Annotated in this window: 26 protein-coding genes and 2 pseudogenes; 26 read left to right on the forward strand and 2 right to left on the reverse strand. The window is 49.0% G+C overall.

What is annotated here, in order from left to right; genetic code table 11:
• Window positions 1-372: 372 nt before the first annotated feature.
• The 17 genes and pseudogenes from B2899_RS18540 to B2899_RS11260 all read left to right on the forward strand — a co-directional run.
• Window positions 373-532, forward strand: a pseudogene (locus tag B2899_RS18540) (IS4 family transposase); the annotation flags it as partial.
• A 244-nt stretch (window positions 533-776) separates the two neighbouring features.
• Window positions 777-1,301: a DUF1641 domain-containing protein gene (locus B2899_RS11185; protein ID WP_246147396.1), complete on the forward strand. Its 525-nt coding sequence runs from the start codon at window positions 777-779 to the stop codon at window positions 1,299-1,301.
• Complete coding sequence (hypA, locus tag B2899_RS11190) at window positions 1,294-1,677, forward strand: hydrogenase maturation nickel metallochaperone HypA (protein ID WP_286885827.1); 384 nt, start codon at window positions 1,294-1,296, stop codon at window positions 1,675-1,677. The genes B2899_RS11185 and hypA overlap by 8 nt, the downstream gene beginning before the upstream one ends.
• The gene (gene hypB, locus B2899_RS11195; protein ID WP_286885828.1) at window positions 1,643-2,338 is read left to right on the forward strand and encodes a hydrogenase nickel incorporation protein HypB; all 696 of its coding nucleotides are present in this window, start codon (window positions 1,643-1,645) and stop codon (window positions 2,336-2,338) included. The genes hypA and hypB overlap by 35 nt, the downstream gene beginning before the upstream one ends.
• A gap of 60 nt (window positions 2,339-2,398) precedes the next feature.
• Window positions 2,399-3,370, forward strand: a complete 972-nt coding sequence (locus B2899_RS11200; protein WP_146811637.1) for a hydrogenase — start codon at window positions 2,399-2,401, stop codon at window positions 3,368-3,370.
• Between the two features lie 77 nt (window positions 3,371-3,447).
• Entirely contained in the window at window positions 3,448-5,085 is a 1,638-nt protein-coding gene (locus B2899_RS11205) for a nickel-dependent hydrogenase large subunit (RefSeq protein ID WP_146811639.1), read from the forward strand.
• A 27-nt stretch (window positions 5,086-5,112) separates the two neighbouring features.
• The gene (locus B2899_RS11210) at window positions 5,113-5,580 is read left to right on the forward strand and encodes a hydrogenase maturation protease (RefSeq protein ID WP_146811641.1); all 468 of its coding nucleotides are present in this window, start codon (window positions 5,113-5,115) and stop codon (window positions 5,578-5,580) included.
• Window positions 5,570-5,872: a hydrogenase maturation protease gene (locus B2899_RS11215; protein ID WP_286885832.1), complete on the forward strand. Its 303-nt coding sequence runs from the start codon at window positions 5,570-5,572 to the stop codon at window positions 5,870-5,872. Before B2899_RS11210 ends, B2899_RS11215 begins: the two co-directional genes overlap by 11 nt.
• A gap of 44 nt (window positions 5,873-5,916) precedes the next feature.
• A complete protein-coding gene (locus tag B2899_RS11220) occupies window positions 5,917-7,134 on the forward strand; it encodes a tetratricopeptide repeat protein (RefSeq protein ID WP_286885834.1) in 1,218 nt (405 codons plus the stop codon).
• Between the two features lie 43 nt (window positions 7,135-7,177).
• Window positions 7,178-7,555 (forward strand): hypothetical protein, encoded by a 378-nt coding sequence (locus B2899_RS11225; protein ID WP_286885836.1) that lies wholly within the window; start codon window positions 7,178-7,180, stop codon window positions 7,553-7,555.
• Window positions 7,555-8,406, forward strand: a complete 852-nt coding sequence (locus B2899_RS11230) for a NifU family protein (protein WP_286885839.1) — start codon at window positions 7,555-7,557, stop codon at window positions 8,404-8,406. The genes B2899_RS11225 and B2899_RS11230 overlap by 1 nt, the downstream gene beginning before the upstream one ends.
• Before the next feature lie 58 nt (window positions 8,407-8,464).
• A complete protein-coding gene (locus tag B2899_RS11235; protein ID WP_146811647.1) occupies window positions 8,465-8,749 on the forward strand; it encodes a HypC/HybG/HupF family hydrogenase formation chaperone in 285 nt (94 codons plus the stop codon).
• 26 nt (window positions 8,750-8,775) lie between these two features.
• A complete protein-coding gene (hypD, locus tag B2899_RS11240; protein ID WP_286885842.1) occupies window positions 8,776-9,894 on the forward strand; it encodes a hydrogenase formation protein HypD in 1,119 nt (372 codons plus the stop codon).
• Between the two features lie 34 nt (window positions 9,895-9,928).
• Entirely contained in the window at window positions 9,929-10,948 is a 1,020-nt protein-coding gene (gene hypE, locus B2899_RS11245; RefSeq protein WP_286885908.1) for a hydrogenase expression/formation protein HypE, read from the forward strand.
• A gap of 87 nt (window positions 10,949-11,035) precedes the next feature.
• A complete protein-coding gene (locus tag B2899_RS11250; protein WP_286885845.1) occupies window positions 11,036-11,287 on the forward strand; it encodes a glutaredoxin family protein in 252 nt (83 codons plus the stop codon).
• An 18-nt stretch (window positions 11,288-11,305) separates the two neighbouring features.
• On the forward strand, window positions 11,306-13,567 hold the full coding sequence (hypF, locus tag B2899_RS11255; RefSeq protein WP_286885848.1) for a carbamoyltransferase HypF: 2,262 nt from the start codon (window positions 11,306-11,308) through the stop codon (window positions 13,565-13,567).
• A 314-nt stretch (window positions 13,568-13,881) separates the two neighbouring features.
• Entirely contained in the window at window positions 13,882-14,193 is a 312-nt protein-coding gene (locus B2899_RS11260; RefSeq protein WP_286885851.1) for a hypothetical protein, read from the forward strand.
• Between the two features lie 19 nt (window positions 14,194-14,212).
• On the opposite strand, the pseudogene B2899_RS11265 reads toward B2899_RS11260, so the two are convergent.
• Window positions 14,213-14,508, reverse strand: a pseudogene (locus B2899_RS11265) (transposase); the annotation flags it as partial.
• Window positions 14,509-14,593: 85 nt separating this feature from the next.
• Entirely contained in the window at window positions 14,594-15,370 is a 777-nt protein-coding gene (locus B2899_RS11270; RefSeq protein WP_286885853.1) for an IclR family transcriptional regulator, read from the reverse strand.
• A gap of 420 nt (window positions 15,371-15,790) precedes the next feature.
• Between B2899_RS11270 and B2899_RS11275 the strand changes: the two genes are divergently transcribed.
• The 9 genes from B2899_RS11275 to B2899_RS11315 all read left to right on the forward strand — a co-directional run.
• Complete coding sequence (locus tag B2899_RS11275; protein WP_286885855.1) at window positions 15,791-17,266, forward strand: aldehyde dehydrogenase; 1,476 nt, start codon at window positions 15,791-15,793, stop codon at window positions 17,264-17,266.
• A gap of 12 nt (window positions 17,267-17,278) precedes the next feature.
• Window positions 17,279-18,073 (forward strand): 2-keto-4-pentenoate hydratase, encoded by a 795-nt coding sequence (locus tag B2899_RS11280; protein ID WP_286885858.1) that lies wholly within the window; start codon window positions 17,279-17,281, stop codon window positions 18,071-18,073.
• A 34-nt stretch (window positions 18,074-18,107) separates the two neighbouring features.
• Window positions 18,108-18,992, forward strand: coding sequence for an acetaldehyde dehydrogenase (acetylating) (locus tag B2899_RS11285; protein ID WP_286885861.1), 885 nt, complete (start codon window positions 18,108-18,110; stop codon window positions 18,990-18,992).
• Between the two features lie 14 nt (window positions 18,993-19,006).
• Window positions 19,007-20,035 carry a 4-hydroxy-2-oxovalerate aldolase gene (gene dmpG, locus B2899_RS11290; protein WP_286885864.1) on the forward strand — a complete coding sequence of 343 codons (1,029 nt, stop codon included), beginning with the start codon at window positions 19,007-19,009 and terminating at the stop codon, window positions 20,033-20,035.
• Between the two features lie 14 nt (window positions 20,036-20,049).
• Complete coding sequence (locus B2899_RS11295) at window positions 20,050-20,829, forward strand: 2-keto-4-pentenoate hydratase (protein ID WP_286885866.1); 780 nt, start codon at window positions 20,050-20,052, stop codon at window positions 20,827-20,829.
• A gap of 270 nt (window positions 20,830-21,099) precedes the next feature.
• Window positions 21,100-21,300 (forward strand): tautomerase family protein, encoded by a 201-nt coding sequence (locus B2899_RS11300; protein WP_286885869.1) that lies wholly within the window; start codon window positions 21,100-21,102, stop codon window positions 21,298-21,300.
• A gap of 23 nt (window positions 21,301-21,323) precedes the next feature.
• On the forward strand, window positions 21,324-21,791 hold the full coding sequence (locus B2899_RS11305; RefSeq protein ID WP_286885871.1) for a DinB family protein: 468 nt from the start codon (window positions 21,324-21,326) through the stop codon (window positions 21,789-21,791).
• 207 nt (window positions 21,792-21,998) lie between these two features.
• Window positions 21,999-22,469, forward strand: a complete 471-nt coding sequence (locus tag B2899_RS11310; protein WP_286885873.1) for a flavin reductase family protein — start codon at window positions 21,999-22,001, stop codon at window positions 22,467-22,469.
• A 56-nt stretch (window positions 22,470-22,525) separates the two neighbouring features.
• A partial coding sequence (locus B2899_RS11315; RefSeq protein ID WP_286885875.1) for a 4-hydroxyphenylacetate 3-hydroxylase N-terminal domain-containing protein occupies window positions 22,526-23,128 on the forward strand: 603 nt, incomplete at its 3' end.

Here is a 23,128-nt window from a genome sequence, read left to right on the forward strand (position 1 = left end):
TCCTCTCCTCATTCTTTCCTCTCTTTTCCTTCATACTTCAAAAGTCAGCCGCCCTTCTCCGCATTTTGATGTCGGGGTTGCGGCAGAAACGCTATGGTCGTTTTCTAAGAATGCTGTAGATCTCAATCTGTGAAAATACATTTACAGAACTAATTTACTACCCTGATATAGATAACTAATTTTGTTAAAGGGGTTAGGAAATATGGTATTACAAACTCAAACATTTAATTCTTGTCTTCCTACTAATATAAGATTTGGTCTTGACATTGTTAAAAATGAGCTGGCTTCGGAAATAATAAAGCTAGCAAACAAGAAAAAAGTATTTATCGCGACAGATCAGGGGCTTGTAAAGACCTCGGCTATTTCTGTTCCTTTCTATTTCAATTGCTCTTTGCCCCTGGCTTTTCAGCACAAAAACTGGTTTCGTTTCCTTGCCTCCGAAAAGGGAGACGACCTTTCTGATAAAGATGCCGTCTATCGTTTTTTGAACAACCCTCGCTATGCATGGCGTCGGTTTTTACTCCTGCTGAGTGCCAAGTACCACAACCCGTGGAAGCTTTGAATGGTCGAGTTCGAGCACACCATCGAAAAAAGCAAAGTTAACTTTGACGGATGGAAAGTTGGCATGGTAAAATTATTCATATAATTAAAAATCTTTTTTATTATTAAATTATTAAGTTGGAGAATATGAATCGTAAGAGAGGAAAAACGGTAACGTACTAAAAAGACGTGCTTTTTTATCTCTTCGGTTATCAAAAAAGGAGGGAATTATCACTGTGAAAATTGGGGAAGGGGCGGTCGTGGAGGCATCTATCGATCAGTTGCTGATAGAGAAAATTTCCGATCCGCAAACGATCGAGCAACTGGTTCGCCTGCTCGATAAACTGGAGCATGTAACGTTTCTGTTGGACATGGTAGAACATTTTATGCGTCGCGGGCCTGAAATAGCTGATTCGATCAACGAGCTCATCGTTATTTTACGACAAAGTTTGTCCAAGCCCGAATACGCAATGCGCTTTGAGCGTGCCCTTACCGCTGTCCAACAAATGCAGGAATTTCTCGATTCCCCTCAAGTCCAGGAACTGTTCAAATCCGATGTTCTCGACGTGCGCTCGGTGCAAATGGTTGGAAAAGTGTCGCGTTCGATGCTCCAGGCTACTACAGAAACGGCCCAGACGGGGACGAAACGCATCGGGCTTCTTGGGCTTATGCGGGCATTGAGCGATCCAGAGGTGCAGCCGGCGCTCAATTTTGTTCTTAATTTCGCGCGACATTTATCGAAGGAACTCGGCGATGCATGAATTGTCCATTGCCCACAGCTTGGTTGAATTAGCCGTCGAAGCAGCGGAAAATACGGGGATGAAACGGGTGCAGGTCCTTTATTTAAAACTTGGTGTTTTGTCGGGTGTGGTAAAAGAATCTTTGGAATTTTCCTTCGATGTGGTCATCGAAGGGACACCTCTTGAAGGGGCGAGGCTCGTGATTGAGGACGTTCCTGTACAAGTATTCTGTTCTGATTGCCAGGAAGCGCATATTTTGCCTGAACCGTTTCCTATGCGGTGTCCTGTGTGCGGGACGAGAACAGGCCAGGTGTTGGAGGGACGCGAGTTGGAATTGTATGCCCTGGAAGGAGGTGAGGAAAATGCAGGAGATGACATTAAATCCCCGGATCGTTGAAATCCGTCAGAACATTCTTAAGAAAAATGATCTTCTCGCTAGAGAATTGCGGAAGCGTTTTCAAGAAGCCGGTGTCTACGTTGTCAACCTGGTTTCGAGTCCAGGAGCAGGAAAAACGACGCTGCTTACGGAAATGTTAACCAGACTTGGGGAACGGCATAGTGTGGCAGCGCTGGTCGGTGATTTAGCCACAGAAAACGACGCGGAACGCCTGCGTGAAAGTGGAGCGAAAGTGCGTCAAATTACTACGGGTACAGTTTGTCATCTTGAGGCAAACATGATTGAAAAAACTCTGGCAGAATGGGATCTGGCAAGTATCGATTTTCTCTTTATCGAAAATGTTGGCAATCTCGTATGCCCTTCGAGTTACGACCTGGGAGAAAACCAGCGTGTTGTTCTCTTTTCTGTGACAGAAGGCGAAGACAAGCCAGTGAAGTATCCGACCATTGTTAACAGCGCCGATGTGGCAGTTATTACGAAAATCGACTTGGCTGAAGCGGTGGGATTTCAACGGGAACGCTTCTATGAAGCGCTGAACGAGGTAAGACCAGGTATTCCTATTCATGAAGTTTCTGTGCGAACGGGACAAGGGATCGACGAGTGGATAACCCGTTTGGAGGCTGACAAAGCAGCGTTTAAAAAATCGGTCGATTCCCTGTAATCGAGCGTCAAATCGCTACGACGATTTGCTAAAAAAACTCGCTCTTTGGAGGTGGGAGAAGTGGCGAATCTTCTTTGGGTGCACGGCGGTGCGTGCAATGGAAACACCCAATCGTTTTTAAATGCTGAAGAACCGACAGTGATTGATTTGGTCACTGATTTCGGCATTAACATTCTGTATCATCATTCTTTGTCGATGGAATTCGGCGATCAAGTGCGCCGTTTGTACGATCAGATCCTGAGTGACGAAATCCCTCTGGACATCCTTGTCGTGGAAGGGACGGTTATTCAGGGGCCGAATGGAACCGGACACTACGACATGCTCATGGATCGTCCGAAAAAAGATTGGATTTTGGAATTCTCCCATAAAGCCCAGTACGTTGTCGCTATCGGTGACTGTGCATGCTGGGGAGGGATTCCGGCGACGAAGCCGAATCCGTCTGAATCGATTGGTCTTCAATACTTGAAAGGGGAACGGGGCGGATTTCTCGGAGCCGAGTTCCGTTCGAAAGCAGGACTGCCTGTTATTAATATTCCCGGTTGCCCGGCTCATCCTGACTGGGTGACACAAATTCTCGTTGCTATCGCTACCGGTCGCGCGGAAGATGTCCTTTTAGATGATTTACAGCGGCCGCAAACATTCTTTAAGACGTTCACTCAAACCGGCTGTACACGTGTGCAATATTTTGAGTGGAAAGAATCTGTGGAAGAGTTCGGACAGGGCACCCGGAAAGGCTGTTTGTTCTATGAACAAGGTTGCCGCGGCCCGATGACCCATTCACCATGCAACCGTATTCTCTGGAACCGTCAATCTTCAAAAACCCGGGCAGGGATGCCCTGTATCGGTTGTACGGAGCCTCAGTTCCCGTTCTTCGACCTGGCACCCGGTACGGTGTTCAAGACACAAAAAATTCTCGGCTCGATTCCGAGGGAAGTGCCACAAGGCAGCGATCCGTTAAGCTATTCCGTTAATGCGGCAATGGCCCGGGCGGTGGCACCAAAGTGGGCGAAAGAAGATATGTTTGTGCCATAAGCATAAATGATTAAAAATGCTCTGCCCTACATGTCTCTTTTTAGGGAAAACCATTTTTAAAGGTGGGGTGCAACAGTATGAGTAAGCAAGGAACAAAAACAATAATAAAAAGCAATAAAACGGAAATCAAAGTCCACTCGCTAGGGCGTGTAGAAGGCGATTTGGATGTTAAAGTGACGATTGAAAATGGGGTTGTTGTTGATGCCTGGACGGAAGCCACGATGTTCCGCGGCTTCGAGATGATTTTAAAGGGAAAAGATCCGCAGGCCGGTCTGATTGTTACCCCCCGGATTTGCGGGATTTGCGGCGGCAGCCATTTAACCAAGGCGGTCTATGCATTGGATACGGCCTGGAACACCCAGGTACCGCCTAACGCTACGCTTATTCGTAACATTGCCCAGGCAGCTGAGACGATCCAGAGCATTCCTCGCTGGTTTTATGCCCTGTTCGCTATCGGGCTTACTCATAAGAACTATGCTTCCTCCAAATTGTATGAGGAAGTAGTTCGTCGGTGGGCGCCATTTGAAGGCGAACATTATGAGATTGGCGTTACCGTTTCGGCCAAACCGGTGGAAATTTATGCGATTTTCGGTGGTCAGTGGCCTCATTCGAGTTTCATGATTCCCGGGGGCGTAATGAGTGCACCGACGCTGTCCGATATTACCCGCTCTATCTCGATTCTGGAATATTATCGCGATAGCTGGTTGGAGAAAATCCTCCTCGGTTCGTCCGTTGAACGGTGGCTCGAAAACAAAACATGGTCGGACGTCCTTGCATGGCTTGATGAAAAACCGGAACACCGTGATTCCGATCTCGGACTCTTCATCCGCTACAGTATGGAGATTGGCATGGACAAGTACGGTGCGGGTCCGGGAAGTTATCTTGCGACAGGAAACTTCTTCCATGAAGAGAAATATCGCTATCCTACCATTGAAGGGCGCAATGCTGCGTTGATTGCCCGCTCCGGCATATTCGACGGGAAGGAATATCACGATTTTGATCAAGCCCGCATACGCGAAGATCACACGTATTCCTTCTATCGCGGCAGCGGTTCTTACCATCCGTTTGAGGGAATAACCGAGCCTATTGATCCGATAGAAGGCCAAAAGGAAGGAAAATATACGTTTGCCAAGGCACCCCGATATGACATTCCGGGGATGGGGGAGACTCCGTTAGAGGTAGGACCGCTGGCTCGCCAGGTGATGGCCGGTCGTCCGAATGCGGAAGAGTGGCAGGATTATGATCCTCTCTTCTTAAATATTATTAATGAAATCGGTCCGAGTTCAATGGTACGGGTGCTGGCACGTTTGCACGAAGCGGCGAAGTACTATTTGCGCATGCGGAAATGGCTGCAGCAGATTGATTTGAATGAGAAATTTTATATCAAGCCGAACGAATTGCCTGAGGGGCGCGGTTTCGGGGCTACGGAAGCAGCTCGCGGCGCTTTGGCCGACTGGATTGAAATTAAAGACGGAAAGATTGAAAACTATCAAGTCGTAACGCCGACGGCCTGGAACATTGGTCCGCGGGATCGTCATGGACAGCGGGGGCCGATTGAGACGGCGATGATTGGCCTGCCCGTCAAAAATCCGCAGGATCCGGTCGAACTGGCCCATATCGCACAAAGTTACGATTCTTGTCTCGTCTGTACTGTTCATGCTTACGATGCCAAGACGAACAAAGAGTTAGCCAAGTATGAGGTTATGAAGATGTAATTTACGCTGGTAGAAGGAGGAATTCATATGACCGTCATTATTGGATGCGGCAATTTGCTCCGCAGTGACGACGGGGTGGGTCCGATGCTCATCCGCAAATTGTGGGAGCTGGGGGTTCCGTCTGGAGTCCGCCTGGCTGATGGTGGAACCGCTGGAATGGATGTGACTTTTCAAATCGGGGATGCTGAGGAACTGATTCTCGTGGATGCCTGTCAATCGGGGGCAGAGCCAGGCACGATTTTTGAACTTCCTGGAGAAGAGGTGGAAACGCCTCCTCTAAAAGATGTCAACCTCCACGATTTTCGGTGGGAAAACGCCATTGCCCTGGGCCGTTGGCTGCTCAAAAGCCGCTTTCCAAAAAAAGTGACGGTCTTCCTTATCGAAGCTGAAAACTTGTCGTACGGGTTTGGCTTGTCTTCTACGGTGGAAGAAGCTTTGGATCGTTTGGCGAACGAGTTGCTTCAGCGCGTGGGAGGGAAAGTAAGTGAAGTTTGAGATTACTTCAACGGGTTATCTTCATATCCCCGCCGAAGAAGCGATGAGGTTCCGTACGGGAACCGCCATCGCTTTAATACGTGGTGAAGAACTGTGGATTATGCCGGTGAGCCATCCAGGGGCAGGAGGATTATTGTTAAAATTACGCAATTCCCGCGGGGATCGAAGCATGTTTGTCGAAGAGTTTCTGCCTGAAGGTGTGCCACCAGGGGAGCGCAGTGCTGTATGGGATGATCAGCTCGGAGCACTTCGCATTCCCCTTTTCCGTTCAAGTACTTCGGCGCAGCTGTAATCATAATTTTTTGGCTTCTCGATGAGAAAAAAGGGGGGAGAATTGTGCTGCAGACGCAACCGCTCGGTGTTTTTCCTGGAGCTGCAAGTTTTTTTCTTTTACCGTCTGCTCCAGAAGGAAATAATTTATTGCCGCTTCTTCTCCGCGGCTATCTTCCCGACATATGGCCGGAGAGCTGGCGTTTTTTTGTTGCGGCAATTCAAGGGGAAAGCGAAGATGTGGTTTTAGACTTATTACCGCAAGGGCCGGAAGGGATTTACAACCGATTTATTCTTGGGCCGGAAGAACACACATATGCCCGGGCCAGAGAATTGCTTGAAGGGGATATGGCCCTGCTCTTAGATGCGGTGGCATGGCGTCTTGGCTTGCGCGAAACACCCCCGCCGTATGCTGATACCGCCGGAGAAGTACGGGCATTTCTGTTGGCCACCCAGGCGTACGAGGCGCTTCACCGGAACGATTGGCCGACCGGGCTTGCGATTCTTTTGGAGGCAGCGAAAACGGTCCGGGAGATTTCCCCTGTTTTTTCTGCCCGACTCTACGCCGAATGGGCGGCGACAAAACAGATGCTTGGCGAGCACGGGCAGGAAACAGTAGAAGGATACCGCTGTGCCCTGGCGCTTCTGGAGACGTCTTCCTTTCAGGAAGCCCGGGCAGAGCTGTGGTTTCAATTGGGCACAGCATATCAAACCGGTTCAGAGGGCCGGAAGGATTCCCTTTTGGAAGCGGTCAGGTGCTATCATGAAGTGTTGAAAGTGTATCGTAAAGACACTCATCCTGATGATTATGCGATGGTTCATATGAATTTAGCCCTGGCGTATATTGCCATGCCGTCTTTGGAACGCGGCGCCCATTTGCGCGCTGCGACGGCCATTCAATCGCTGCGGGAGGCTCTGCATATTTTTAAAAAAGACACGCATGTCGAGTATTGGACGAGCGCTACAATTAATCTTGCCAATGCCTTACAGCATGTGAAAACGTCCCATCCGGAAGAAAACCTCTGGGAGGCTGTAGCACTTTATGAAGACGCGCTGAGTGTACGACGCCCTGAGGATGATCCGATGGGTTATGCCCGCGTCCTCGCGAATCAGGGAAATGCTCTCGCCCATCTCGGTGCATTTTCCCGGGCAGTACCTCGGTTAGAAGAGGCGAGCCGATTGTTTCGTACATACGGGGAACATGATGCGGCCGATTCCGTCGAGGACATATTGGCTGAAATTTCGATAAAACAGAAGGAAGCGGCATCAAATAAGAACATTTGAGACGGAAAGCACAGAAGGTGCAACCGGTGGAGGGGAGGATATCATGGATCCCCATGAACAGCAGTATTTTAATCTTTTGTTAATGATGGCCGTTGAGCGCTTTAGTGAGCGCATCATCCAACGCAACCAAGGGGCACAAAACGCGCTGCATCGGCTTCGCACGAATCCCCGGGGAGAAGGTGTGTGGTTGAATGAATTTGTGGATGCATTTTTTCGGGATGCTCTCCTTGATAACGCTGCCGGTTCGTGCTTGATTCTACAGGCTCTGGCTAATCAACGCATAAACGACTCTTTCCGTATTTTTGAACCCGTTACCGTTGGGGAGGTACTGCAGGAGATGGCGAAGCAAAGCTTCGCCACCTTGTTACAGAACAAAACGGAAGAAGCGCTTGAGCAGGCCCTGGCTTTTGGAGGTGATTGATGATGAAAGTTATGCAGGAGGATTTCAATTCGTTGGCGGAACGTGTAGATCGGGAGCTGTCCTTGATTAAGGAACTGCCGGAGGATGCACGCAGGAGGGCAATGGAGTTGAAAAAGGCCATCGAAGCGTTTCATGAACATGGTCTCAGAAAGCTCGTCCGTACGTTCCGTGAAACGGACGCGGGGAAAGAATTGTTGCTTAAGGCGGTGGAAGACCCTGCCGTCTACGCCATGCTTTTCATGCATGGGATCATTAAACAGGATCTGTTTACCCGTGTGGCTGCGGTACTCGAAGAAGTGCGCCCGTACATGCGCTCTCACGGCGGTGATGTGGAACTGGTAAAAGTCGAAGGAAAGACTGTGTATGTCCGCCTTCAGGGTGCCTGTTCCGGGTGTTCTATGTCCGCTGTGACGTTGAAAAACGGGGTTGAGGAAGCGATTAAAGCGCGTGTCCCGGAAATCGAATATGTCATCATGGCGGGAGATGAAGTTGCTTCCGGCTACCTGCCCATTCATGCGATCGATGATGCGGCAAGCCTCGAACAAAGCGGCTGGCAGCAGGGTCCTTTCATCTCGGAACTCGAGGAAGGACGGCCGGTTCACTTTGCCCACGAGGAGTGGGATGTTTTGTTGGTGCGTATAGAGGGAAAAGTGATGGCTTTTCGCAATCAGTGTCCCCATATGAGTATGCCTCTCGACAGAGGACTCGTCGACGGTTCTGCTATTACTTGTCCGTGGCACGGTTTCCGTTTCGACTTATCAACCGGAGAGTGCATCACGGCGCCTCACGTGCAGCTCGAACCGTTTCCGGTACGCGTAGAGGACCAGCGGGTATGGATACGATTAAGCTGATCGCTTATCCTCTTGATTTACACAAACTTTTAATCACAACATAAGGAGGAACGCGTCCATGTGCTTGGCTATTCCAGGACAAATTGTGGAGCTTCTCGACGGTGATCACCATTACGCTATGGTTGACGTTTCCGGCGTGCGCCGGAAAATCAACATTGGCCTGCTGAAAAATGAAGGAACCCGGCTTGGCGATTGGGTGCTCCTCCATGTCGGATTTGCCATGAGCAAGATTAGCGAAGAACAGGCGGTTGAGCAACTGAGATTGCTCAGCATGTTAGGTGAATCGGATGAGGCCATAGAGGAAATAATGGGGTATCAATTTGATGAAGAGAAAAAAACGTGAAGAAAATGAGCATTGGAGGTGTGATTATGGCGATGAAATACGTTGACGAGTTTCGCGACCCGGAATTAATCCGCAGGACATCGGAAGAGATCCATCGTCTCGTCGATTCTGATTACCATTACCGTTTCATGGAAGTTTGCGGCGGGCATACGTTTTCTATCTTTCGATTCGGATTGCAGAACCTGCTGCCGGCAAACATCGAACTCGTCCATGGACCGGGATGTCCGGTTTGCGTTCTTCCCGTGGGGCGTATGGACGACGGTTTATCCATTGCCCGGCAGCCGGATGTGATTTTCACCGCTTTCGGTGACGTGATGCGGGTTCCCGGTTCGCAGGGAACTCCCTTAGAACTCCGGGCCAGAGGAACCGACATCCGTATGATTTACTCTCCCCTGGACGCTTTGAAGATTGCCATGGATCATCCCGAACGGCAAGTGGTGCTGTTCGCCATCGGCTTTGAAACGACGGCCCCGTCGACGGCGCTGACGCTCATGCGCGCCCGCGAGCTGAACGTGCCTAATTTTTACGTGTTTTCCAATCATGTCATGATTTTGCCGTCGATTCGCACGATCCTGGATTCTCCGGATATGCGCATCGACGGGTTTATAGGGCCCGGTCATGTCTCGACGGTGATCGGCGTCCATCCTTATGAACTTGTCACGGAACATTATGGAAAACCTGTGGTGATCTCCGGTTTTGAGCCGCTCGATTTACTCCAATCGATCCTCATGCTGGTCAAACAAATGAAGGAAGGCCGTGCGCAAGTGGAAAACCAGTACAGCCGCGTAGTTCCATGGGAAGGAAACATTCCTGCGCTGGAAGTGATGAACGAAGTTTTTGAAGTCCGCCCTTTCTTCGAGTGGAGGGGACTTGGGGTTATCTCCCAATCGGCACTGAAACTGCGGCCCGAATTCGCCCGGTGGGATGCGGAAGTCCGCTTTCAGGTGAAAGGTGTTCGCGTCACCGATTCGAAAGCGGCTCAATGTGGCGAAGTATTAAAAGGGGTGCTTAAACCGCATCAATGCAAATGGTTTGGTAAAGAATGCACACCTGAACATCCTATAGGTGCCCTCATGGTGTCATCGGAAGGGGCGTGCGCCGCATATTACCATCACGTCCACCTGCGTCAGGCAATCGGCGAATAGATCCGGGAGGAAAAAATATATGAAGACTACCAAGATGCGTTTTACTGATGCCCATATTGAGCTGGCCCATGGAGCCGGTGGGAAAGCCAGCCGACGACTCATCGAGGGGCTATTGGTTCCTTACTTGATGAACGACACGTTGCCGGAGTTGAACGATGCGGCATACATCGATGCTGATGGACGTCGTTTGGCCATTACGGCAGACAGCTATGTTGTCAAGCCGCTCGTCTTTCCAGGCGGGTCCATCGGCGAACTTGCCATAAACGGGACGGTTAACGATTTGGCCATGGGCGGGGCAAAGCCATTGGCGCTGGTGACCACGTTCATATTAGAAGCGGGCCTTTCGACATCTGAGCTGGAACGGGAAGTGGCGGCCATGGCCAAGGCGGCACAGCGTGCCGGGGTGTCCGTGGCGGGGGGCGATACGAAGGTGGTGGAACACGGTAAAGCAGACGGGCTGTTCATCACCACTGCAGGTATTGGTCTCACTGATCCACGCGTGCTCCTTTCGGCCGAACACGTTCGACCCGGCGATCAGGTAATTCTTTCCGGTCCGATCGGAGAACACGGGATCACCGTCCTCCTGGCCAGGGGGGAATTGGATTTGGAAGCCGATCTCACCTCAGATACGCGCCCGCTATGGCCATTCGTTGCTGCCCTCATCGACGCTGCGGCGCCAGGGCTGCGCTGGTTACGCGACCCGACGCGGGGCGGCGTGGCTACGGCGCTAAACGAATTGGCAAGAGACGCCAAAGTCGCCGTAGTGCTGGACGAGGAGGCGATTCCGGTACGTCCGGCGGTGCGGGGGACTTGTGAAATTTTAGGCCTGGATCCTCTTCACATTGCCAACGAAGGGCAGTTTCTCGCCATCGTTTCCCCGGAATACGCCGATATGGCGTTAGAAGCGATCCGGGGCATACCGGGCGGAGAGGATGCGCGGCGCATCGGCGAAATTCAAGAAGATCCGAAAAAAGTCGTCCTGGCGCGTTCCCGCTACGGAGGTACGCGGGTTATTGATATGCTTGTAGGCGATCCGCTGCCGCGTATTTGTTAAATGGTCGCTCCGGCTGCCCTGCGCGCATCGGGGAAGCGCGGGCGTCTGTTCCATCATCCGTAAAGACGGGAGGTGCTGAAACGAACCATGCGTACACTTTATGGCACGAAAGGATGCCCTTACACGAAGGAGATGCGGGAATCTTTATTATGGGATGGAGAAGAGTTTACCGAATATGATGTGGAAGAAGACGAAGAAGCGTTAAAACGGCTCATCGCTTTGACGGGAGGGCGCACTGTCCCTGTCCTGGTTGAAGACGACCGCGTCGTTCAGGTCGGGTTTTGCGGCCGCGGATGCATTGTCGCGCTGCCTTCTTCCATGGAAGATACGGCTTTGTAAAAAGGTAGGTGGTTCATCATGCATATCGCACAGCTCATTCGCGTTCACGGTGTCGTTCAGGGGATTGGTTTTCGCCCCTTTATCTTTCGGGTGGCCAAACAATGGAAACTGAGCGGCTGGGTGTGCAACGGGGAAAGCGGCGTGGAGATACATGTGGAAGGGGATGCCGACGCCATTCAGGCGTTTATCGAGGAAATCACGACACATCCTCCTGCGCTGGCCCGGGTGACCGATCTGGAAATCGAAGATGTGGCCGTGCAGGGGCTTCATGATTTTCGAATCCGTGAAAGCAAGCGGAACGATCGGCCGACGGTGTACATCCCTGCCGATCTGGCCGTGTGTTCGGCTTGTTTAACCGAACTGTTTCATCCTGCAAACCGCCGCTATCTGTACCCTTACATTAATTGCACGGAGTGCGGCCCCCGCTATACCGTGATACAACGCCTGCCGTATGACCGTCCCTATACGACGATGAAAGCATGGCCCATGTGCCCGGCCTGTTCTGCAGAGTATGATGAGCCGACCGACCGCAGGTTCCACGCGCAGCCGACTGCCTGCCCGGAGTGCGGGCCTTATTATCACATGCGGTGGCAAGGCGAAGAGATGAATGGAGATGGCAAAGTCATCGAAAAGACCGCCCGGCTTCTTCGTGCAGGGCGCATCGTGGCGATCAAAGGGCTTGGCGGATATCATCTGGTGTGCGATGCGGAAAACGCTCAGGCGGTGTGGACACTCAGAGATCGGAAGCGTCGCAGGGCGAAACCGTTTGCCCTGATGGTCAAAGACGTGGAGACGGCGCGGACGCTTATTAAGCTATCACCGGAAGAAGAGGCGCTTCTTACGTCTGCGGCTCGTCCTATTGTGCTTGCCCGCTCACACCGCTCGCTTCCGGGCGTGGCGCCTGATAACACCGATTTGGGCGTGATGCTTCCGTATACGCCGCTCCATTATTTGTTGTTTCATTTCGGCGCGCCGCCTGTGCTTGTAATGACGAGCGCCAATCGTTCGGGCGAACCCATCATCTATAAAGATGAAGACGCTGTGGAAGGGCTTGAAGGACTTGTCGACGCCTGGCTTATCGGTGAGCGGCCCATCGCCCGCCGTGTCGACGATTCGGTCGTCCGCGTGAGCGAATTTGGGTCCACTGTACTCCGCCGGGCGAGGGGGTACGCCCCGCTTCCTGTCACTCAATTGCCCGGCGCTCGGCCCATTCTCGCTGTTGGATCTGACCTGAAAAATACCGTCACGTTAGTCGTTAAGGGTCAGGCGATCGTGAGCCAGCATGTGGGAGATTTGACGCAGTACGAGGCGTATACGGCATTTGAGCAGACCATCTACGATCTTTTGTCGATGTATGACGTTCCGCTGGCAGACACGATCGTGGCGCATGATCTCCATCCCGATCATCGTTCCGCCCGGTTTGCGCGCGGGCTGGAAAACTGCGAGCGCGTTGGCATTCAGCATCACCGCGCCCATGTGGCATCTGTGCTGGCAGAACGAAATGCTCTGGACAAACGGGTGATCGGAGTGGCATTTGATGGGACGGGCTTTGGCGATGATGGGGCCATCTGGGGCGGCGAGCTGTTTGTCGGAAGCGTTGCAGAAGGATTGGAACGGCGTGGGCACCTTCGTTATGCCGTGCTTCCGGGCGGTGATGCGGCGGCACGTATACCGCTTCAGGCGCTGGCCGGTTTCTTTGTAGACGTGCCGGAATTGGCGGCGGACGTCGGCAGGCGGCTTGCGTTTCCCGAACGGTTTTTCACGGCGTTAAAGCTGGTGGAAAAACAAATTCGCACCTTCCCTACAACATCTGTCGGCCGGCTGTTCGATGCGGCGGCCGCCCTTTTGGGCTTCACCGAGGCCATTTCGTTTGAAGGTCAGGCAGCCATCTGGCTCGAACATCTGGCTCGGACTGCTCCTTTGGAGAAGGTGTATCCTTTCCCGTGGGATGAAAAGGAGCTTGACTATCGTCCTCTCTTACAGGCGCTGGCGGAAGATCGTTTGAATGGGCGGGACGCGGCGGTGATTGCCCGTTCGTTTCACAGGAGCATCGCTGAAGGCGTATTTCGAAGCACCCTCGCTTTAGGAGAAGCCCACGGGATCGACACGGTTGTATTGTCCGGCGGTGTATTTCAAAATTCCCTTTTGCTAGCCGATCTGAAGGAGTTGTTCACTGAAAGGGCCATGCATGTATGGATAGGTGAGAGGGTCCCCCCGAACGACGGTGGCATCAGCCTCGGACAGGCGGCGCTGGTGGCGGCGACGTATTACGCGTACTAGACCGATTCGGTCCATGATACTTGGCCGTCTGACAGACGATTGATGCCCCCCCTATATTCCCGCCTTACTTTCGGCAGGCGAGTTCACTGGTTACCCCAACCGAAGGCATATTGCATTGACAACCGCTTTGCTCTTGCTTTATAGTTCTCAAAGAGTTTATTTGGTTTTTTGGGGGGTGAGAGTGAAATGATTTTGACGGGACGTCGAAAACAATTTCTTCAGAAGTTGATCGACTTATACCAAAAACAAACGTGCCTGTTCATTATGAAACGCTAGTACAAGCTCTTGGTGTCAGCAAATGGACGGCATATGATATGCTGAAGGAACTTGAAAAGCTCGGTTATCTCATCCGTGATTACGCTATGAGTCCCGGCGAAGCAGGACGCTCCCCAGTCGTTTTTCTGCCGACAGCCCAGGCTTCGAGCCTGTTCGAACAGAAACGTTCTGAAGTTATAAATCTGGAAGAATGGCATAAAACAAAAACGAAGGTGCTTCAGTTTCTCAATGGTCTAAAAGATTGCAGCCTTAGTGACACCATTCAAAAGGTGTTGGAAGAGATTCGGAGAGTGCAGGTTCGGGTAACTTTCTGTGCGTACATCATCGGGCTTCTTCATAATAATCCTTAATCATATAAATGGTTTTGTGTTCACAATCCAGTCCGCAAAACCACAAATAGCCCGCGTGCAGGGACAGGAGTTGATACCATTCCCGTTCGGAGTGGTTGAACAAATACGAAAGCAGCATAAGTCGAATCCTTCGCTCAGGGTCAGCCGCCGGGCGGCCGGTACGTTCCGAATACGGCGGCGCAACCCAATCATGGACGATAGAAAATCAAGCGCTTCGTTAAGGTGGCGCAGGATGTGTTTTTTCGGCACAAGTTCATCCATATCCACGAATTGGAACATCTGAAGCTGGATGACCGACGTTTTTGGGACTTTCATGTGCAATCCCTCTTTGGATCGTTGTGTTACTGTATAAATTCGACAAAACCATGGTAAAGGCCTGCTTGGGTGGACTTGTACAAGATTAATTTTTCCAGTAACCTAGTTTATCAGAGATTTCTTTAGCGGCACTTTTTACTTTATTGATTATAGAAGGATTGTATGGATTCATTCGATGAATTGGCCCGATAACACTGATCGCGTAAACAACCTTTCCGGTATAATCTCGGATCGGTGCGGCAATTGATGCAACGCCTTCGCGAATCTCTTCAATGCTGATAGCATATCCTTGTTCCCTTATAGTCTTTAGAGTCGCACGAAAGTCATGAGGATCCGTTATGGTGTTTATTGTATATTTTTGAAGTCCGTTTTCAATAAATTGCTCTATTACCTCCTCTTCCTGGTTAGCAAGAATGACTTTTCCAGAACTCGTACAGTGAACCGGATTCCTTCTACCGATATGAGATAGAATTTGTACGGGATGTTTGCATTCCACTTTATTTAAATAGACAACATCTGTTCCTTCTAACACAGCAATATGCGCAGTTTCCATAATTTCATTGACCAGTCTTTGAAGAGTAGGGAATGATTCCCGATTAATTTCGAGATTTGAAGTTGCAACCGTGTTTAAATTAAGAATTGATAGCCCTAAACGATATTTTTGTGTTTCCGGATCTTTTATTACAAACCCTTCGCTAGCGAGAGTAGCCAGTAAACGGCTGACTGTACTTTTCCCCAATCCTAACGAAAGAGCGAGTTCCGTTACTTTTTTTTCTGGCTCGTCTATAGAAAAGCTGCGCAAAATACGAAGAGCATTTTTGACAGAAGAAAGTAAATAATCTTGATTGGTGTTAGTTTTCATGAAAAGATACCCCTTTTTCTGTAAAAATCATGAGGAAAGAAGGAGAAGGAAGAGAAAAGAAGATCTAGGGAAGAAAAAAGCGTTCGCCTTTTTCCCCGTCGAAATCATCCTCTCGTTCTCTTCTCTTTTTTCCTTCGTACCGCAAAAGTCAGCCGCCCTTCTCCGCATTTTCATGTCGGGTTGCGGCTGAAACGCCATGGTGGTTTTGTTGCTTATATCAGAACGTTGATTTCTTAAATAATATGCTTTCTTATTTTAACATAATTCAAAATATAATAAATACGTTTAATATAATTTTTTTTAGAAATTTATTAATATTGTTGCATATAGAAGAATTGCGGTGTTGTATCATTAACAACTTCTACTTTACTATAAATAACAGGAAGTTTGAAAACTTCAATTTAAGAGGAGGTTCTATTTATGCAGGTGCAAACAACACTAAAGAACAATGTAAAAGCATTTGATTGTAAACATTTTATCAACGGTCAATATATTTCTTCAAAAAGCGGAAAGACATTTGACAATATAAATCCAGCAACACAAGAAATATTAAGCAAAGTTTCCGAGGGAGGAAAAGAAGAAATTGATCTTGCTGTGGCAGCAGCAAGAAAGGCTTTAAACGGACCATGGAAAAAGATGACTACCCATGATCGAATTGCTGTTATTAGACGTATCGGGGATATCATTCTGGAGAGGAAAGAAGAACTGGCTACACTGGAATCGCTGGATACTGGAAAACCGTATTGGCTCTCAAGCACTGTGGATATCCCGCGCTCCGCTTATAATTTTCATTTTTTTGCTGACTATTTAAGAGTCCTGGGAACAGAGGCTTATCAAACAGATGATGTAGCGATTAATTATTCTATCCGTCGTCCGGTGGGTGTCGTAGGATTGATTAATCCCTGGAACTTACCGCTTTTATTATTGACATGGAAATTGGCGCCATGCCTGGCAGCTGGAAACACTGCCGTCATTAAGCCGGCCGAATTAACACCGATGACGGCTACATTGCTTGGTGAAATCTGCCGTGACGCCGGTGTGCCTGATGGGGTTGTTAACATTGTTCATGGCTTTGGTCCGGATTCTGCTGGTTCGGCGCTAACGGAGCATCCCGATGTGGACGCAATTTCGTTTACTGGAGAAACAACAACCGGGAAAATCATCATGGCTGCAGCTGCAAAATCTTTAAAAAAGCTTTCTTACGAACTTGGTGGCAAAAATCCAAATATTATTTTTGCTGACTCAGACTTAGATGAAGTCATTGAAACCACTCTCAAATCCAGCTTTATTAACCAGGGTGAAGTATGTCTTTGCGGTTCACGTATCTATGTCGAGCGCCCTATCTATGAAGAGTTTTTACAAAAGTTTGTAGCAAAAACGAAAGAACTCGTTGTCGGCGATCCATTTGATTCAAAAACAAAGGTAGGCGCGCTCGTTGGGGAGGAGCATTACGAGCGTGTAACGAGCTATATTCAACTGGCACAAGAGGAGGGTGGACAGATTTTAACAGGTGGTCGACGCCCGGAAGGAATGGACAAAGGGTACTATCTTGAACCGACGATTATTGTAGGGTTAAATGGCGATTGCCGTGTCGTTCGTGAGGAGATTTTCGGGCCTGTTGTCACCGTTCTTTCTTTTGATTCAGAAGAAGAAGTCATTGCGCAGGCCAATGATACGCATTATGGATTGAGCGCCACGATTTGGACGAATGATCTTCGTCGTGCCCACCGCGTCGCCGGACAAATTGAAGCAGGAACTATATGGGTGAATACATGGTTCTTACGTGATCTGCGTTCTCCGTTTGGCGGTATGAAGCAAAGCGGCATCGGCCGTGAAGGTGGTATGCACAGTTTTGAATTCTATAGTGAGTTAACGAATATTTGTATCAAGTTATAGGAGGTGGTCTTGTTGATATCACAATATTCTGAAAAATCTGTAAAGTTTTCCGAGCATCTCGCTCAGGCGGAAATCGAGCGTCGAGGGGTTTTGCCCATCACCGAGCTTGATTCGAATATAACTGTCGAGGAGGCGTATCAAGTTCAGCTGTATACCATTCAAAAAAAAATAGAAGCAGGTCAGCGTATAGTAGGAAAGAAAATCGGTTTGACCTCTCTGGCTATGCAGGAATTGCTCGGTGTGGATCAACCGGATTACGGGCACTTGCTAGATGGGATGGTTGTAGAAAATGGAGGACAAATTTCATTGGATCGCGTTCTACAACCAAGAGTGGAAGCTGAGATTGCCTTTGTACTGAAAAAAGACCTGGTAGGACCGCGAGTAACGGTTATGGATGTCATGCAAGCCACGGATTTTGTACTTCCTGCTTTAGAAATTGTAGATAGCCGGATAGCAGATTGGAAAATCAAACTTCAGGATACGATTGCTGATAACGCTTCTTCAGGTCTCTATGTGCTGGGCGGGAAACCTCTTTGTGTTGATCAGCTCGACCTTGCTCAAGTAGGAATGGTGTTTTATAAAAATGGAGAAATCATGAACACTGGGGTAGGGGCAGCCGCCTTAGGACATCCAGCAACTTGCGTAGCTTGGTTGGCCAATAAGCTATTTGAATTTGGGATTAACTTGAAGGCGGGAGAAGTGATTCTCTCGGGTGCTCTTTCCGCTGCGGTAAATGCAGAGCCAGGAGACTTATTCCATGCTCGGTTTGCTCATTTAGGAGAAGTTAGTGTTCGGTTTACCAGTTAACTTGAAGTGAGTGAAATCAAAGGGAGGGGATATTATGTCTAAAGTAAAGGCAGCCATTCTTGGCTCGGGAAATATCGGTACAGATTTAATGATGAAATTGGAACGTTCTGACGTGTTGCAACTCACCACGATGATCGGGATTGACCCGGAATCAGACGGTTTGCGACGTGCAAAAGAACATGGTTATGAAGTGATTGATACAGGGATTAAAGGTTTTCTGGAGCGTCCGGAATTGGCTGATATTGTTTTCGATGCTACCTCTGCCAAAGCCCACATCCGTCATGCGAAATTGCTGAAGGAAGCGGGGAAAATGGTTCTTGACCTCACGCCAGCTGCCGTAGGGGCTTTGATCGTTCCTCCCGTTAATTTGGGTGAATACCTGGAGGCCGATAATGTCAACCTCATTACCTGCGGTGGGCAGGCAACAATTCCGATTGTACACGCTATCAATCGAGTCTGCCCCGTCGACTATGCTGAAATCGTAGCGACTATATCCAGTAAAAGTGCGGGACCCGGAACACGGGCCAACATTGATGAATTTACCCAGACGACCGCACGAGGGATTGAAGTGATTGGTGGCGCTAAAAAAGGAAAAGCTATTATCATTTTGAACCCGGCGGAACCACCGATTCTCATGAGAGACACGATTCATGCCCTGGTGGAAGAAGGAAGCATGGATGAAGCGGCAATTACCCGGTCCATTCAAGATATGGTGGAAACCGTGCAATCTTATGTTCCGGGATATCGTTTGCGAACCGAACCCATCTTTGATGGCAATCGGGTCACTGTCTTCCTGGAAGTCGAAGGGGCTGGAGATTATTTACCGAAGTATTCGGGGAATCTTGACATCATGACCGCGGCGGCTGTAAAAGTAGCTGAAGAGTTCGCTAAACATCATTTGACTAAACAAATTGTGTAGAGGAGGGATATCCCATGACAAAACAATGCCAGATCTATCTTACCGAAGTGGCCCTGCGTGACGGCAGTCATGCCATTGCCCATCAGTATACCGTCGATCAAGTGTTAAAAGTAGCCAAGATGTTAAACGATGCCCGTGTCCCTTATATTGAAGTGGCTCACGGCGATGGCCTGGCCGGCTCCTCTTTGCAGTATGGATTATCCCGCACAAACGAATTCGAATTGATTGAGGCTGCGGTATCTGTTTGTGATCAATCGAAAGTAGCCGTATTGCTGCTTCCCGGCATCGGCACGATGAAAGAGTTAAAGCAGGCTGCCGATCTTGGAGTGAAAATGGCCCGTATTGCTACCCATGTGACCGAAGCGGATGTTTCTGCCCAGCATATTGCTTTATCTAAGGAATTAGGGCTGGAAACAGTAGGTTTCCTGATGATGTCCCATACGGCTCCAGTAGAAAAGCTCGTGGAACAGGCCAAGCTGATGGAAAGCTACGGGGCGGATACAGTGTATGTGGTTGATTCTGCGGGAGCCTTGCTTCCTCATGAAGTGAAGGAACGGATTCGGGCTCTTCGTCAACATGTAGGCGTGAACATTGGCTTCCATGGCCATAACAATTTATCTTTGGCGATGGCCAATACCTTGGTTGCGATTGAAGAAGGGGCCACACGGATTGACGGTAGTGTTCGTTGTCTGGGGGCTGGCGCTGGAAATACACAAACGGAAGTATTGGTTGCGGTATTAGATCGTCTTGGAATTGAAACAGGGGTGGACCTCTACAAAATGATGGACCTTGCCGAAGACGTTGTGGCACCTATCCTTCAAGTTCCGCAGGAAATCACGAGAGACAGCCTGGTTTTGGGGTATGCCGGCGTCTATTCCAGCTTCCAGCTCCATGCCCAGCGGGCAGCTAAGAAATTCAATATTGATTCTCGGGATATTTTGATTGAACTAGGCAAGCGAAAAGTCGTAGGTGGTCAAGAAGACATGATCGTGGACGTGGCAGCAGAAATTTCCAGGAAAAATTCGGAGTCTGTTGCTCGCTAGGGGAGGAAGAAAGAATGAGTACTGTTGATTACCCGTCCATCGCTAGATTTTTACACCTAGCAGAAGTAGAAAAACGGGAAGTGGTTCGGATCACAAAAGAAACCCCTTTAAGCATAGAGGATGCCTACCGGGTGCAAGAGGAATTGGTGGCGATAAAACGGGAACAAGGACATCGAATTGTCGGACCGAAAATGGGGTTAACCAGTCAGGCGAAAATGAAACAGATGAATGTGGACGATCCGATTTATGGCTATATATTTGACTATATGGTCGTACCTGAAGGCGGTACTATTAAAATGCAGGAGTTGATTCATCCCAAGGTAGAAGCAGAAATTGCTTTTATTATGGGAAAAGATGTAGAAGGTCCGGGTATTACAGGGGCTCAAGTGCTCGCTGCTACCGAGTATGTTGTACCTGCACTTGAAATTATTGATAGTCGTTATGAGAACTTTCAATTTACGCTACCTGATGTTATCGCAGATAATGCGTCATCAGCACGTGTAATTTTTGGAAACCAGTTGATACCCCCTGGTCATATTGAACTGGATCTGGTTGGTGTTACTTTGTCCATTAATGGTAAGATAAAGGTTCTCGGTGCAGGTGCGGCTGTATTAGGACATCCCGCTCATTCTGTTGCGATGCTTGCCAACATGTTAGCCCGAAAGAAACAAAAATTAAAAGCTGGTGATGTCATTTTAACTGGTGGGATAACAGAAGCGATTATGTTAAGTCGGGGGGATTATGTTTCAGCTAAACTCGATCAATTGGGTGAAGTGAATGTCTTTATCGCTTAGAGATTGTTGAGATTATAAGTTATAAAGGGAGTTTTGTTATGGTGTATGTTTGTGAAAAACACATGATCAAGGGATTGCAGAAGATTCATGTTCCTCATGTCGACAAGGTTCCCTCTTCTTCGAAACTGTTATGTGAATTTTGCACGAATCAAGCATTTTATAAATTATTTCGTTTTAGTTTAAACCGTCCTAAACACGATTGGATTTCAGCGCAGCGCTGACGTAGTATGGCACTTTGTTTTTAGTTGTATAGGTTAGGAGGAGAAGTAAATGCCGTTGATACAGATTCATATGTTGGAAGGTCGTACTCCTGAACAAAAAGAGGAATTAATCGAAAAAATGTCTCACCTGGTAGCAGAAACGCTACAATCCCCCATTCAAAGCGTTCGGGTGCTCATCCATGAAATTCCGTTAGAGCATTGGGGGATTGCGGGGGAATCAGTAAAGACAATAAGGGGCCGTACAAATTGAAATTATCTAAGGAGGTTTTATTTATGTCAAATGCGCTTACTCAAACTCAACAGGTTTTAAAACGCTGGCGGATGCATCGCAATGCACTTATCGAACTGGCAGCGAACTTTTCGGAATCCGGGGCTTCATGGCGTCCCTGGTCGGATGGAATGAGTACATTAGAACTAATTCATCACATTGCCTGGACCCCGGATTTTTTCTTTGCTGCGATTGAGGGACGGGATATGAATATCCCACCTGTTCCTGCAACGATTGAAGAGGCTCGCAAGCTTTTAGACGAGTTGACGAAGGAGCATGAGGCAAAACTTGCTGCGTACACGGACAGTGATTTGCAGAAAGAGGTTACGATCAAAGCATTTAATATAACAGAGCCAGTCGTTGAAGTTTTGCACCGACTGATCGGACATGAAGCACATCATAAAGGGCAGCTCGTTATTTACGCTCGTATGTTGAACGTAGAATCACCCTTCTATGTTGACCTCAGTGTCTAAAAATGTGGCAGGGGCCGGTGATACTACTGGCTCCTGTTCGCTCTTCGTTAATCTTGAGCCGGGTGGAAAATTGCCTGATATTATTCTGTAAAAAATAACAGATTATACTGTATATTCAGTATTTTTTTGCAGTTATAATAATTCTGAAATCATGGTAAGATGTGTGCATAGCTTGTTAATGTAAGCGTTTAATATGGAGGGATATTAATGGATCTTCGAGATTTTCGTCATTGCTTAGGTTCCTTCGCCACCGGTGTCACGGTAGTCACATGTAGTACAGGGGAAGGCAAACACGGGCTTACCGCCAATTCCTTCACTTCTGTCTCCATGGAGCCGCCGTTAATCCTGGTGTCGGTCGATCGCAAGACAAAAGCATGCAGCTATTTGCAAGATAACGCTTTTGCGGTCAATATTTTGCGCGGCGGTCAGGAAGCGCTGGCTATGCACTTTGCCGGTCGGCCCAATGAAGAATTGGAGCTGAAATGGCAGGATGGTGAGTACGCTCCTTATCTCGCCGATTCCCTGGCCGTTATAGAATGTGTGCCCTGGCAGGCCTACGACGGCGGGGATCACGTATTGTACCTTGGGGAAGTGAAACAATACCGATTTGAACAGGGAGAAGCGCTCGGGTTTTATACTGGCCAGTTCTTTACTGTTCCAATGTTAGCCAGGGTGTAATTCAGTTTGTGAAATTTCTATTTCATTTTCATTTATACCATTGAGGAGGAAAAAACATGTCGATTAAAGAAAAACAACTGACACACAAACCTTTGACAGGAGAGGAATTCCTTGAGAGTATCAAGGACGGCCGTGAACTTTGGCTATACGGGGAAAAGGTGAAAAATCCTGTCGATCATCCGGCCTTTCGCAACTCGGCACGCTCCATCGCCCGCCTGTATGATGCACTGCATGACCCGAAATACAAAGATGTACTGACGACGGAGACGGATACCGGTTCCGGCGGCTTTACCCACAAATTCTTCCGTGCCAGCAGAAGCTCGCAGGATCTGTTAGGAGCACGGGACGCCATCGCAAGCTGGGCACGTCTCACTTACGGCCAGATGGGGCGTTCTCCCGATTACAAAGCTTCTTTTCTGGGAACGCTGGGCGGCAACCCGGAGTATTATGCTCCTTTTGAAAATAACGCCCGCCACTGGTACAAGGAAGCGCAAGAAAAAGTCTGGTTTTTCAACCATGCCATCGTCAACCCGCCGATTGATCGAAGCAGGCCGGTGCATGAAGTATCCGATGTGTTTGTCCATGTCGAGAAAGAAACCGATGCCGGCATTATCGTGAGTGGAGCGAAGATGGTCGCTACTGGCTCGTCATGCTGCCAC

The organism is Aneurinibacillus sp. UBA3580 (assembly GCF_002375825.1).
Lineage (GTDB): Bacteria > Bacillota > Bacilli > Aneurinibacillales > Aneurinibacillaceae > Aneurinibacillus > Aneurinibacillus danicus.